This is a genomic window from Arthrobacter arabinosi (assembly GCF_054511115.1).
The window spans coordinates 172,331-184,734 of the sequence record NZ_JBTNDF010000001.1 but is presented as its reverse complement, the minus strand read 5'-3'; the positions used below and the strand labels follow the sequence as shown (position 1 = coordinate 184,734).

Sequence of the window (12,404 nt, the reverse complement as noted above, 5' to 3'; positions counted from 1 at the left end):
TCCCCCGCCACCTATATTGGGAGCATCGCAGTCGTGATCGGAGAGGACACCGTGGGGCAGGACGCAGCAGCAGGGAACGGCGGGGCGCTCGCCGTCGTCGCCTCCGTGTGCGCCGAGGGCTCCGCGGCCGCGCGCCGGCCGCTCGAGGAGGGCGGGTACCGCGTCGAGGCGGTCCTCCCCGGAGGGTCGGTTCTCGACGCCGTCCTCAGCGGGAGCCCGGACATCCTGCTCGTGGACCTGCCCACGGCCCTCGCCTCCGCCGACTCGCTCGGGGGCATCCTCACCCGTCACCCGGAGCTCGCGAGCCTGCCCGTGATCCTCCTGCTCCCCGAGGGCTGGACGGGAGAAGTGCCGGAGGCCCTCGGGCGGCACGCCTCCGACGTCGTCTTCCAGCCCGTGAACCCCGCCGAACTGGTACATCGCGCCGACGCAGCGATCGCGCGGCGTCGGCGCCGCCGGACACAGCGTGCGTCGGCCGCCGTGCTGCGCGAGGACATGCGGGGCATCTCCGCCCGGATCCGAGCCACGAACGACCCCGCCGTGATGGTCGACTCCTTCCTCTCCGGCGTCGGGCCCGCCCTCGGCGCCCACCACGTGGCGCTGCAGGTCTTCGACGACGAGCGGGTCGCCGCGCGCGGCAGCAGCTGGACCGACTCCGCGGAGGGCACGCGGAGGCCCCTGCCCGTACCCCGGCGCGAGCACCAGGAGGCCGCGCTCCCCCTCGCCCTCACCCTGTGGGAGGACAGCACCACCGCCGGCTTCAGCGCCGGCCCCGGGGCTGCGTCCGACACCGGGGACGTGCCCGCCCCCGGGTGGTTGCGGGAGAGCGACGCCGGACGCACCGTCCACGGCGTCGTCGCGGCCCTCGGCGAGGGAGACACTCCCTTCGGACTCCTGTGGATCATGAGCGAGGACCGGCCCCAGGCCTGGTCCGGCGTGGCCGGCGCCCTGACCCAGCACGTCCTGGGGAATCTCGCCCACGGGCTGATCCAGGCCCAGCTCATCTCCCGCCAGCAGCAGGCGGTCCGGGAGCTGCAGACGCTCAACCAGGCCAAGATGGACTTCGTCGGCACCGTGAACCACGAGCTGCGCACCCCGCTCGCCTCGATCGCCGGGTATCTCGAGATGATCCTCGACGGCGTCGGCGGCGAGCTGCCGGCGGAGGCGAGCACCATGCTGCAGGCGGTCGAACGCAACACGGCCAAGCTGAGCCGGCTGATCGAGGACATCTCCGCGCTCTCCTCCCACGACTCCGGGGCCTCCGAGTACGGGCCCGTGGACCTCGTACACCTCGTGTCCGAGCTCTCGGGCCGAACCGTCCTGCAGGCCGCCGCGGGCCGCATCGCCCTCGAGTGCAGCCTGCCGGATCATCCGGTGACGGTCCCCGGTGACCGAGGGCAGCTCTCGGCGGCCCTGGCGATCGTGCTGTCCAACGCGGTCAAGTTCACGCAGGAGGACGGCACGGTGTCGATCGGGCTGACCTACGAACCGGACCACGGGCGCGTCGCCGTCGTCGTACGGGACACCGGCATCGGCATCCCCGCCGATGACGTGCCGCGCCTCTTCGACTCGTTCCACCGGGGAGCGAACGCCCATCTGGTCCTGCCCGGAGCCGGTGTCGGGCTGTCCCTGGCGAAGAAGACCGTCGAGGCCCACCACGGCAGGATCACGATCGAGTCCGTCCTCGGTGTCGGGACGGCCGTCGTCATCACGCTTCCGCTCCTCGATTCCGCTGCCGTAGGGTGAGGTGCTGATCATCCGATGGAAGGAACGCCCATGACGCGCGCCACGAACGGCATCCCGGGGACCCGGCTGGACCTCGACACGCTCCTGCCCTACCTCGACCTCCACCTGGCCGGCGCCACCAATGGGGTCCGCCTCTTCAGCGCGGCGCGGCTGTCGTGGTCGAACACCCCGCACGAGGCCGAGTTCCTCCGGCTGCGCAAGGAGATCGGCGAGGAGCGTACCTATCTCAAGAAGCTCATCAAGACCCTGGGACACCGCCCGAGCCGTATCAAGATGGGCTTCGCGCACGTCGCGTCCGTCGTTGCCGAGTTCGACCCGCTGAACCCCCTGCGCCGCAAGGCGACGGCCGGGGCGCAACTGGAACTCGAGGCACTCCAGTCGCTCCTCCGGGGCAAGGAGGCCCTGTGGGCGACGCTCCTCGCCCTGCCGCCGCAGGCGACCGCCGGCGCCGGGCGCCCCGGCTTCGACCGCACCGCGCTCGAGCGCCTGCTGGCGGCGTCGAAGGCGCAGCAGGACACCGTGGCCCGCGTCATGACGGAGACCGCACCGTCCCGCTTCCTCCTCCAGTAGCGCCCCGGGCGCTGCTGCGGCAGCCCCGGCGGACGGCCGGTCAGGCCGCCGGCTCCTCGTACTTGGGGAACACGGGCGTGGGCGCGGGGAGGTCCGTGCCCGGTGTGATCCGCTCGCCGAGGGCGCTGAAGAGCCGCCGGGCGTCGTCGCTCGCCTCCCCCTGTCCGAGGGCCGTGAGGATGCGCCCCGCGCTGGTCGGCATGACCGGCTGGGTGAGGATGGCGACCACGCGGAGCACCTCCAGCGTCACGTACAGCACGGTGGCCATGCGTTCCGGGTCGGTCTTCCGCAGGACCCACGGCTGCTGGTCCGCGAAGTACGCGTTCGTCTCGCCCAGGACTGCCCAGACGGCCTCCAACGCGCGGGAGAACTCCTGCTTCCCGTAGGCGGCGCGGCTCGTCGCGAGCAGGGCGTGGGCCTGCTCGAGGATCTCCGTGTCGGCGGGGGTGAACTCCCCGGGCCGGGGCACGGCGCCGCCGCAGTTCTTGGCGACCATGGACAGCGACCGCTGCGCGAGGTTCCCGAAGTTGTTGGCGAGGTCCGCGTTCATGCGCCCCACCACGGCCTCGTGGCTGTACGAGCCGTCGGCCCCGAACGGGACCTCCCGGAGGAGGAAGAAGCGCACCTGGTCCAGTCCGTACTGGTCCACCCAGTCGGCGGGCGCCACCGTGTTGCCGAGCGACTTCGACATCTTGACGCCCTTGTTGTGGAGGAACCCGTGCACCATGATGCGCTTCGGGACCTCGAGCCCCGCGGAGAGGAGGAACGCGGGCCAGTAGATGGCGTGGAAGCGGGAGATGTCCTTGCCGATCACGTGGACGTCCGCGGGCCAGAATTTCCGGAAGCGCTCCGACGCGGTGTCGGGGAAGCCGACGCCGGTCAGGTAGTTGGTGAGAGCGTCCACCCAGACGTACATGACGTGGTCCGGGTTGCCGGGGACGGGCACTCCCCAGTCGAACGTGGTGCGGCTGATGGACAGGTCCTCGAGGCCGCGGCGCACGAAGGAGATGACCTCGTTGAAGCGGGACTGGGGCGCGCCGAACCCGGGCTGCGCCTCGTACAGGTCCAGCAGCTTCTGCTGGTAGGCCGAGAGCCGGAAGAAGTAGCTCTCCTCCTCCGTCCAGGTGACCTCGGTGTCGGTCTCCTTCGCGTACCGCACCCCGTCCTCGCGGAGCTCGGTCTCGTCCTCGCCCCAGAACGACTCGTCGCGGACCGAGTACCAGCCCGCGTACTTGTCGAGGTAGATGTCGCCGTTGGCCTCCATCCGCTTCCAGATCTCGGCGGCGGCGGCGTAGTGGTCCTCGTCCGTGGTGCGGATGAAGCGGTCGTAGGAGGTGCCGACGACGTCGTTCATGTCCCGGAACGCCAGCGCGTTGCGGGTGGCGAGCTCGCGGACCGGGATGCCCTCGCGGTCCGCCGCCTGCTGCATCTTGAGCCCGTGCTCGTCGGTGCCCGTCAGGTACATGACGTCGTAGCCGTCGAGGCGCTTGAAGCGTGCCATGGCGTCGACGGCGATCGTCTCGTAGGCGTGGCCGATGTGCGGCACGCCGTTGGGGTAGGAGATGGCCGTGGTGATGTAGAACGAGGGCTTCTCGTCGGCTGCGGGAGTCACCCTATGAAATTACCCCGCGCGGCCCGCATTTGCCCAAGCGTGCAGCGCCGGCGGGGCCGCAGCCGGGACGTCAGGCGGTGCCGACGGCGTCGAGCCCGAGGACGGCGTGGACGCCCCACGTCTGGTTGGCGATCTGCGTCACCCGGAGGTCGACGACGGAGCTGGCCAGCGCCAGCGCCGCTTTCCGTTCGAGCCCGTGGAGCTGCTGCAACCAGGTGAGCATGGCGCCGAGAGCCTCCGCGGTCGCCCGGTTGAGGTCGGCGTCGAAGCCGAACGTGACGCGCGCTGTCGGCGTCACCGCGTGGATGCCCGGCACCGGGGCGTCGCGGAGGACGTCGACGGTGACCGTCGTCGTCATGCCGCACTCGATGGCGGTGCCGCCCACCTCGCCGTCGCCCTGCGCCGCGTGTCCGTCGCCGAGGTGCAGGAGGGCACCGGGGACCGTCACGGGCAGGAACAGCGTGGACCCGGCGGTGAGCTCCCGGCAGTCGATGTTGCCGCCGCCTGCCGCGCGCGGCGGGGTGGTCGAGTGCTCGCCCGGCTCGGCCGGCGGCAGCCCCACGACGCCGAGGAACGGGGCCAGGCGGACGACGTGACCGTACTGGTTGGTGCCCGTGCCGGTCTCCCGGTCGAGGTCCCACAGCAGCCACGCGGGCTCCGTCCCGCCGAGGCTGAGGCTCCGCGCGAAGGCGTCGTCCCTCCGGCCCGCTACCGTCCAGCCCCAGTCCGCGGGCTCCAGCGCGTCGAAGCGCACGGCGAGCACGTCGCCGGGCACGGTCCCCGCGACGTCGATGGGCCCGGTGAGCGCGTGGCCGCGCCGGTCCGGGAACCGGTAGGACGTCACCGCGCCCGGCGTGGCCTGCCGTTCGAGGTGGCCGGATGCGTCGAGGGACTCGACGACGACGCGGTCGCCGGGTTCGATCCGCAGGACGGGCAGGGTGTCCCGCGACAGGACCTGCGTGGCGGTCGCCTCGGTCGCCGGGAGGTGATGGCTGGGCACGGGTTCCCTCTCGATCGGGCGGGCGCTCAGTCCTGCAGGTCCACTTCACGCGCCACGGAGGCGCCGATCTCCACGCGGATGGCGTCCAGGACGTCCTGCGGCACAGCGCTGTCCACGGTGAGGAGGGAGAGCGCCTGGCCGCTCTCCTTGCTCCGGGCCACCTGCATGCCGGCGATGTTGATGTCCCGCTCGCCGAGGAGGCGGCCGAGCGCACCGATCACGCCGGGGCGGTCGGCGTAGAGGAGCACGAGGAGGTGCTCGCTGATGGGGATCTCGAGGTCGTAGCCGTTGACGCCGACGAGCTTCTCCACCTGCTTGGGCCCGGTGAGCGTGCCGGCCACGGAGATCTGGCTGCCGTCGGAGAGCGCCCCGCGCAGGGTGAGCACGTTGCGGTACTCCTCGGACTCGGACGTCGTGATCAGGCGCGAGGTGATGCCGCGCTGCTCGGCGAGGACGGGCGCGTTGACGTAGGACACCTGCTCGGAGACGACGTCGGTGAAGACGCCCTTGAGCGCGGCCAGTTCCAGGGCCTTGACGTCGAGGGACGCGATCTCGCCCGCCACGACGATGTCGATCTGCGTCAGGGAGGCATGCGTGAGGGCCGTGAAGATCCGGCCGAGCTTCTCCATGAGCGGGATGCCCGGGCGCACGGCCGGGTCGATCACGCCGCCGGCGACGTTGACGGCATCGGGCACGAGCTCCCCGGCCAGGGCGAGCCGCACCGACTTCGCCACGGAGATGCCCGCCTTCTCCTGGGCCTCCTCCGTGGACGCCCCGAGGTGGGGGGTCACCACGACGCTGTCGTGCGCGAAGAACGGGAGGTCGGTGCTGGGCTCCCGGACGAAGACGTCCACGCCGGCGCCGGCGATCTGCCCCTGCTCCAGCGCGGTGTGGAGGGCCTCCTCGTCGACCAGCCCGCCCCGCGCCACGTTGACCACGTAGGCGGTGTCCTTCATGAGCGCGAAGGCCTCGGCGCCGAGCATCCCGACGGTCTCGGGGGTCTTGGGCATGTGGATGGTGACGAAGTCCGACTCGCGGAGCAGCTCCTCGAGGGTCACGAGGCGTACCCCGAGCTGGGCGGCGCGGGCCGAGGTCACGTAGGGGTCGTAGGCGAGGATCTGCGTACCGAAGCCCTGCAGGCGGGCCGCGACGAGGGCGCCGATCCGCCCGAGGCCGATGATCCCGATGTTCTTCTCGTACAGTTCCGTGCCGGAGTACTTCGAGCGCTTCCACTCCCCCGCCTTGAGCGCCGCGCTGGCCTGCGGGATGTTCCGGGCGAGGCTGAGGATGTGGCCGACGGTCAGCTCGGCGGCGGAGATGATGTTCGACATCGGGGCGTTCACGACCATGACGCCGGCCTGCGTCGCGGCCTTGATGTCCACGTTGTCGAGGCCCACGCCCGCCCGGGCGATGACCTTCAGCTTCGGTGCCGCCCGGATGGCCTCCGCGTCCATCTGCGTCGCCGAGCGCACGAGCACGGCCTCGACGTCGGCGAGTGCGCCGAGCAGCTGCGGGCGGTCCGCGCCGTCGGTGCTGCGGATCTCGAAGTCGGGGCCCAGCGCCTCGACGGTGGCGGGCGAAAGTTCTTCGGCGAGGAGGACGACGGGCTTGGTGGTCACGGGGGTTCCTTCGGGGCTGTAGGCGGGCGGATCAGGGGGACGGGCGGGGCCGGACACACGTCCGGCAGGGCGCTCCGCTCATGTGCTCGTCGTCGAGCGTCGGGCACATGTGGGAGCGCCCTGCCGGGACCGGTGGTGCCAGCGCTAGCGCGCTACGGAACCCTCGGTGTAGTCGTCGTTCGTCTTGATCCACGAGAAGAGCTTGCGCAGCTCGCGGCCCGTGCTCTCGATCGGGTGGTCCTCGCCCTTCTTGCGGAGTGCGGTGAACTCCGGTGCCCCGGCGTCCTGGTCGTCGATGAACCGCTTGGCGAAGGCGCCGTTCTGGATGTCCGCGAGGACGGCCTTCATGTTCTCCTTCACCTCGGGCGTGATCACCCGGGGGCCGGAGACGTAGTCGCCGTACTCGGCGGTGTCGGAGACGCTCCAGCGCTGCTTGGCGATGCCGCCCTCGACCATGAGGTCGACGATGAGCTTCAGCTCGTGGAGCACCTCGAAGTAGGCGACCTCCGGCTTGTAGCCGGCCTCGGTCAGCGTCTCGAACCCGTACTGGATGAGCTGGGAGGCGCCGCCGCACAGCACGGCCTGCTCGCCGAAGAGGTCCGTCTCGGTCTCCTCGGTGAAGGTGGTCTCGATGACGCCCGCACGGGTGCCGCCGATGGCCTTCGCGTAGGACAGGGCCAGGTCACGGGCCTTGCCGGACGCGTCCTGCTCGACGGCGATGAGGTCGGGGACACCGCGCCCGGCCTCGAACTCGCGGCGGACGATGTGCCCGGGGCCCTTGGGCGCCACGAGGGCGACGTCGACGTCGGCCGGAGGCTGGATGTAGCCGTAGCGGATGTTGAAGCCGTGCCCGAAGAACAGCGCGTCGCCGGCCTGCAGGTTGGGTGCGATCTCGTCCTTGTACACGTGGCGCTGCACCTGGTCCGGGGTGAGCACCATGATGAGGTCGGCTTCGGCGGTGGCCTCGGCCACGGAGAGGACGCGGAGCCCCTCCGCCTCGGCCTTGGCGCGCGACGCCGAACCCTCCTTCAGGCCGACGCGCACGTCGACGCCGGAATCGCGCAGGCTGAGGGCGTGGGCGTGGCCCTGGCTGCCGTAGCCGATGACGGCCACGGTGCGTCCCTGGATGATGGACAGATCGGCGTCGTCGTCGTAGAACATCTCGGTCACGGGTGTTTTCTCCTTGGGTGGGTGCTGCTGGAAAGGTCTGGGGACTGCGGGGGTCAGGCGCTGCGCAGCGCGCGGTCGCTCATCGACTTCGCGCCGCGGCCGATCGCCAGTGTGCCCGACTGCACGATCTCGCGGATGCCGAACGGCTCGAGGACGGACAGGAGCGCCGAGAGCTTCTCGGCCGTGCCGGTCGCCTCGATGATCAGTGAGTCGATCGCGACGTCGACCACGGACGCGCGGAACAGGTCGGCCGCCTGGGTCACCTGGAGGCGCGTGGCGGCGTCGGCCCTGACCTTGATCAGGACGTGGTCGCGCTGCACCGACTGGTCGGTGGTGAGCTCGACGATCTTGATGACGTTGATGAGCTTGTTCAGCTGCTTGGTGACCTGCTCGAGGAGGTCACCCTCGGCCTCCACCACGACGGTGATGCGGGACATGCCCGGCACCTCCGTCGGTCCGACGGCGAGCGAGTTGATGTTGAACGCGCGCCGTGCGAACAGGCTGGCGACGCGGGTCAGGACGCCGGGGACGTCCTCGACGAGCACGGACAGGGTATGGCGTGCCATGGTCAGTCCTCCTGTTCCCAGGTCGGGGTCATGTTGCGGGCGATCTGGATGAGGTCGTTGCTGACGCCCGAGGGCACCATCGGCCAGACCATGGAGTCGCGGCTAACCACGAAGTCGATGACGACGGGGCGGTCGTTGATGGCCAGGGCCTGCTGGATGGTGGCGTCGATGTCCTCGTCCCGCTCGCAGCGCAGGCCCACGCACCCGTAGGCGTCCGCGAGCTTCACGAAGTCGGGGACGCGGACGGTGTCATGGCCCGTGTTGAGGTCCGTGTTGGAGTAACGGCCCTCGTAGAAGAGGGTCTGCCACTGGCGGACCATGCCGAGCGAGGAGTTGTTGATGACGGCGACCTTGATGGGGATGTTGTTGATGACGCAGGTGGCCAGTTCCTGGTTGGTCATCTGGAAGCAGCCGTCGCCGTCGATGGCCCAGACCACGCGGTCCGGGTTGCCGACCTTGGCGCCCATCGCGGCGGGGACGGAGTAGCCCATGGTGCCGAGGCCGCCGGAGTTGAGCCAGGCGTGCGGGCGCTCGTACTGGATGAACTGCGCGGCCCACATCTGGTGCTGGCCCACGCCGGAGACGAACACACCCTCGGGGCCCGTGAGCTCGCCGATGCGCTTGATGACCTGCTGCGGGGCCGACAGGCCGTCGTCGGGCTGGGTGAAGCCCACCGGGTAGGTCTCGCGCAGGTGGTCGATGGTCCTCCACCAGGCGGAGATGTCAGGGCGTTCCTGCGCTGCGAACGATTCACGGACGGCGGCGGTGAGTTCGGGGATGATCTCCTTCACCGAGCCGACGATCGGGACGTCGGCGGCGCGGTTCTTGGAGATCTCGGCCGGGTCGATGTCCGCGTGGATGACCTTCGCGTTCGGGGCGAAGCTGGCGAGCACGCCGGTCACGCGGTCGTCGAAGCGCGCGCCGAGCGTGATCAGCAGGTCCGACTGCTGGAGCGCGGTCACGGCCGAGACGGAGCCGTGCATGCCCGGCATGCCGACGTGCTGCTGGTGGGAGTCGGGGAACACGCCGCGGGCCATGAGGGTGGTGACCACGGGGGCGCCGACGAGTTCGGCGAGTTCACGCAGTTCCTGGGAGGCATGTCCCTTGACCACGCCGCCGCCCACGTAGAACACGGGGCGCTGCGAGCCGCTGATCAGCCGCGCGGCCTCCCGGACCTGCTTGGCGTGGCCACGCACCACGGGCCGGTAGCCGGGGATGTCGATCCGGGGCGGCCAGGAGAAGGTCATGGGCGCCTGCTGCGCGTCCTTGGAGATGTCCACGAGCACGGGGCCCGGGCGTCCGGTCGTCGCGATGTGGAACGCCTCGGCGAGCACGCGGGGGATGTCCTGCGCGTCGGTGACGAGGTAGGAGTGCTTGGTGATCGGCATGGTGATGCCGACGATGTCCGCCTCCTGGAAGGCGTCCGAGCCGATGAAGGCGCTCGAGACCTGCCCGGTGATGGCGACCATGGGCACGGAGTCCATGTGCGCGTCGGCGATGGCTGTCACGAGGTTCGTGGCCCCGGGTCCCGAGGTCACGATGCACACGCCGGGGCGGCCGGTGACCATGGCGTAGCCCTGCGCCGCGTGTCCCGCTCCCTGCTCGTGCCGGACGAGGACGTGCCGGAGCTTCGTGGAGGCCAGGAGGGGGTCGTAGGTGGGGAGGATGGCACCGCCGGGGAGGCCGAAGACGTCGTCGACGCCGAGTTCCTCCAGGGACCGGACGATCGCCGCCGATCCGAGCATCCCGGTGGGGGCGACGACCCGGTTGGGGCCGCGGACGGGGCTCGCCGCGGCGACGGGCGCGGAGTCCCGCGCGGGTGCTGGGGGAGGTGCTGGCCTTGCTGCCAGCAGCGCTGGGCTGATGGGCGATCCCTTGGACATCTCAGACTTCCTTCGGAACGTTCGCTGCACGGGTGCAACTGTGACTGCGGGCTTCCGCGCACTCTCTTGTGCTGACGGGTTGTGTCAACAAAAAAACCCCTCGGCCTTGTCGGGCTCTGCGAGGGGTTGCGCGTGACTGCAGTCGTCTACCGGACGGGCTTCAGGCCACGCGCTGGGTAAGGATGACGACTACGGGTTCGGGATGCATACCTGTAGTTTCCCCGCCCCCGCGAAAGGGTGTCAACCGGACCCCTTCCAGTCTCACATGATGGACAAACCGTCCAGTTAGTGGACATTAACATCGCGGGCCCGGGCCCGCCGGGAGAGGGCCTCTCGCCCGGCGGGCCGGACCCGGCGGCCCTCAACCGCAGTAGGCCCCTTCGGAGGCCGAGTGGACGAGCTTGGCGTACTTCGCCAGGACGCCCTTGGTGTAGCGGGCGGGGAGCGGCTCCCAGCCCACCCGCCGTTCCTCGAGCTCGGCCTCGTCGACGAGGAGGTCGAAGCTCTTCGCGGCGATGTCGACCCGGATGCGGTCGCCGTCGCGCACGAAGGCGATGGGGCCGCCGTCGACCGCCTCCGGCGCCACGTGCCCGATGCACAGGCCCGTGGTGCCGCCGGAGAAGCGTCCGTCGGTCAGGAGGAGCACGTCCTTGCCGAGCCCGGCCCCCTTGATGGCGCCCGTGATGGCGAGCATCTCGCGCATGCCGGGGCCGCCCTTCGGGCCCTCGTAGCGGATGACGACGACGTCCCCGGCGTGGATCCCGCCGGCGTCGAGCGCGTCGAGGGCGCCCTGCTCGCGTTCGAAGACGCGCGCGGTGCCCTCGAAGACGTCGGCGTCGAAGCCGGCGCTCTTCACGACGGCGCCCCCGGGGGCGAGGGAACCGTGCAGGATCGTGATGCCGCCGGTCTTGTGCAGCGGATTGTCGAGCGCGCGCAGGATCTTGCCGTCGAGGTCCGGCGGGTCGATCTCCGCGAGGTTCTCGGCGACGGTCCTGCCGGTGACGGTGAGGCAGTCGCCGTGGATGAGGCCGGCGTCGAGCAGCGCCTTCATGATCACGGGGACACCGCCCACCTTGTCGACGTCGAACATGACGTAGCGGCCGAACGGCTTCAGGTCGCCGAGGTGCGGGATCCGCTCGCCGATGCGCGTGAAGTCGTCGAGGGTCAGCTCCACCTCCGCCTCACGGGCGATCGCGAGCAGGTGGAGCACGGCGTTGGTGGAACCGCCGAACGCCATGGTGACCGCGATGGCGTTCTCGAACGCCTTCTTGGTCATGATGTCCCGGGCCGTGATGCCGAGGCGCAGGAGGTTGACGACGGCCTCGCCGGACTTGCGGGCGAACATGTCGCGGCGACGGTCGGCGGACGGCGGGGCGGCCGAGCCGGGCAGGGACATGCCGAGGGCCTCGCCGATGCAGGCCATGGTGTTCGCGGTGTACATGCCGCCGCAGGCGCCTTCGCCCGGGCAGATGGCGCGTTCGATGCTGTCGAGGTCCTTCAGGCTCATCTTGCCGGCCGCGCAGGCCCCGACGGCCTCGAACGCGTCGATCAGGGTGACCTCCTTCTCCGTGCCGTCCTCGAGCTTCGCGAACCCGGGCATGATCGTGCCGGCGTACAGGAAGACGGAGGCGAGGTCGAGGCGGGCGGCAGCCATGAGCATGCCCGGCAGGGACTTGTCGCAGCCCGCGAGGAGCACCGAGCCGTCGATGCGCTCGGCCTCCATGACGGTCTCGACGGAGTCCGCGATGACCTCCCGCGAGACGAGGGAGAAATGCATCCCCTCGTGGCCCATGGAGATGCCGTCGGAGACGGAGATGGTGCCGAACTGCATGGGGAACCCGCCGCCGGCGTGGACGCCCTCCTTCGCTCCCTGCGCCAGCCGGTTCAGGGAGAGGTTGCACGGCGTGATCTCGTTCCACGAGCTCGCGACGCCGATCTGCGGCTTGGCGAAGTCGTCGTCGCCCATGCCCACGGCACGGAACATGCCACGCGCCGGCGCCGCGTGGATGCCGTCCGTGACGATGCGGCTTCTCGGCTTGATGTCTGGGGTGGTGTCCGCGCTCATGAGGGAGAGTCTAGGCCCGCGCCGCGCGCACGTTTCGCCATGTGACCGGCCTGTTACAGCCTCCGGCGGGCCCGACGGCGGGCAGGCCCGGCCCGCGCGCGTCCCCTCGTACGAGGCGTGCACGCTCCGGTACAGTGTGGACTTCGCGGGCCGCTCGACAGCCCGCCAGGCGC

At 70.6% G+C, this 12,404-nt stretch carries 9 protein-coding genes; 2 read left to right on the top strand and 7 right to left on the bottom strand.

Going from position 1 to position 12,404, the window contains the following annotated elements; all coding sequences use genetic code 11:
* Positions 1-33 precede the first annotated feature (33 nt).
* A complete protein-coding gene (locus ACX80P_RS00895; RefSeq protein ID WP_459276146.1) occupies positions 34-1,746 on the top strand; it encodes an ATP-binding protein in 1,713 nt (570 codons plus the stop codon).
* A gap of 30 nt (positions 1,747-1,776) precedes the next feature.
* On the top strand, positions 1,777-2,316 hold the full coding sequence (locus ACX80P_RS00890; protein WP_459276145.1) for a hypothetical protein: 540 nt from the start codon (positions 1,777-1,779) through the stop codon (positions 2,314-2,316).
* Positions 2,317-2,356: 40 nt separating this feature from the next.
* Here ACX80P_RS00890 and metG read toward each other — a convergent pair whose 3' ends face one another.
* From metG to ilvD, 7 genes are all read right to left on the bottom strand, one after another.
* The gene (gene metG, locus ACX80P_RS00885; protein ID WP_459276144.1) at positions 2,357-3,928 is read right to left on the bottom strand and encodes a methionine--tRNA ligase; all 1,572 of its coding nucleotides are present in this window, start codon (positions 3,926-3,928) and stop codon (positions 2,357-2,359) included.
* A 70-nt stretch (positions 3,929-3,998) separates the two neighbouring features.
* Positions 3,999-4,928, bottom strand: coding sequence for an acetamidase/formamidase family protein (locus ACX80P_RS00880; protein WP_459276143.1), 930 nt, complete (start codon positions 4,926-4,928; stop codon positions 3,999-4,001).
* Between the two features lie 26 nt (positions 4,929-4,954).
* Positions 4,955-6,547 (bottom strand): phosphoglycerate dehydrogenase, encoded by a 1,593-nt coding sequence (gene serA, locus ACX80P_RS00875; RefSeq protein ID WP_459276142.1) that lies wholly within the window; start codon positions 6,545-6,547, stop codon positions 4,955-4,957.
* A gap of 144 nt (positions 6,548-6,691) precedes the next feature.
* Entirely contained in the window at positions 6,692-7,717 is a 1,026-nt protein-coding gene (gene ilvC, locus ACX80P_RS00870) for a ketol-acid reductoisomerase (RefSeq protein ID WP_104165528.1), read from the bottom strand.
* A gap of 53 nt (positions 7,718-7,770) precedes the next feature.
* Positions 7,771-8,283, bottom strand: a complete 513-nt coding sequence (ilvN, locus tag ACX80P_RS00865; protein ID WP_459276141.1) for an acetolactate synthase small subunit — start codon at positions 8,281-8,283, stop codon at positions 7,771-7,773.
* A gap of 2 nt (positions 8,284-8,285) precedes the next feature.
* Complete coding sequence (locus tag ACX80P_RS00860) at positions 8,286-10,166, bottom strand: acetolactate synthase large subunit (protein ID WP_459276140.1); 1,881 nt, start codon at positions 10,164-10,166, stop codon at positions 8,286-8,288.
* A 361-nt stretch (positions 10,167-10,527) separates the two neighbouring features.
* A complete protein-coding gene (gene ilvD / locus ACX80P_RS00855) occupies positions 10,528-12,231 on the bottom strand; it encodes a dihydroxy-acid dehydratase (RefSeq protein ID WP_459276139.1) in 1,704 nt (567 codons plus the stop codon).
* Between the last annotated feature and the right edge of the window lie 173 nt (positions 12,232-12,404).

Coding starts and splice junctions, on each gene's coding strand:
- ilvN (WP_459276141.1), bottom strand. CDS start 8,283: ATGGCACGCCATACCCTGTCCGTGCTCGTCGAGGACGTCCCCGGCGTC.
- ACX80P_RS00860 (WP_459276140.1), bottom strand. CDS start 10,166: ATGTCCAAGGGATCGCCCATCAGCCCAGCGCTGCTGGCAGCAAGGCCA.
- ilvD (WP_459276139.1), bottom strand. CDS start 12,231: ATGAGCGCGGACACCACCCCAGACATCAAGCCGAGAAGCCGCATCGTC.
- ACX80P_RS00890 (WP_459276145.1), top strand. CDS start 1,777: ATGACGCGCGCCACGAACGGCATCCCGGGGACCCGGCTGGACCTCGAC.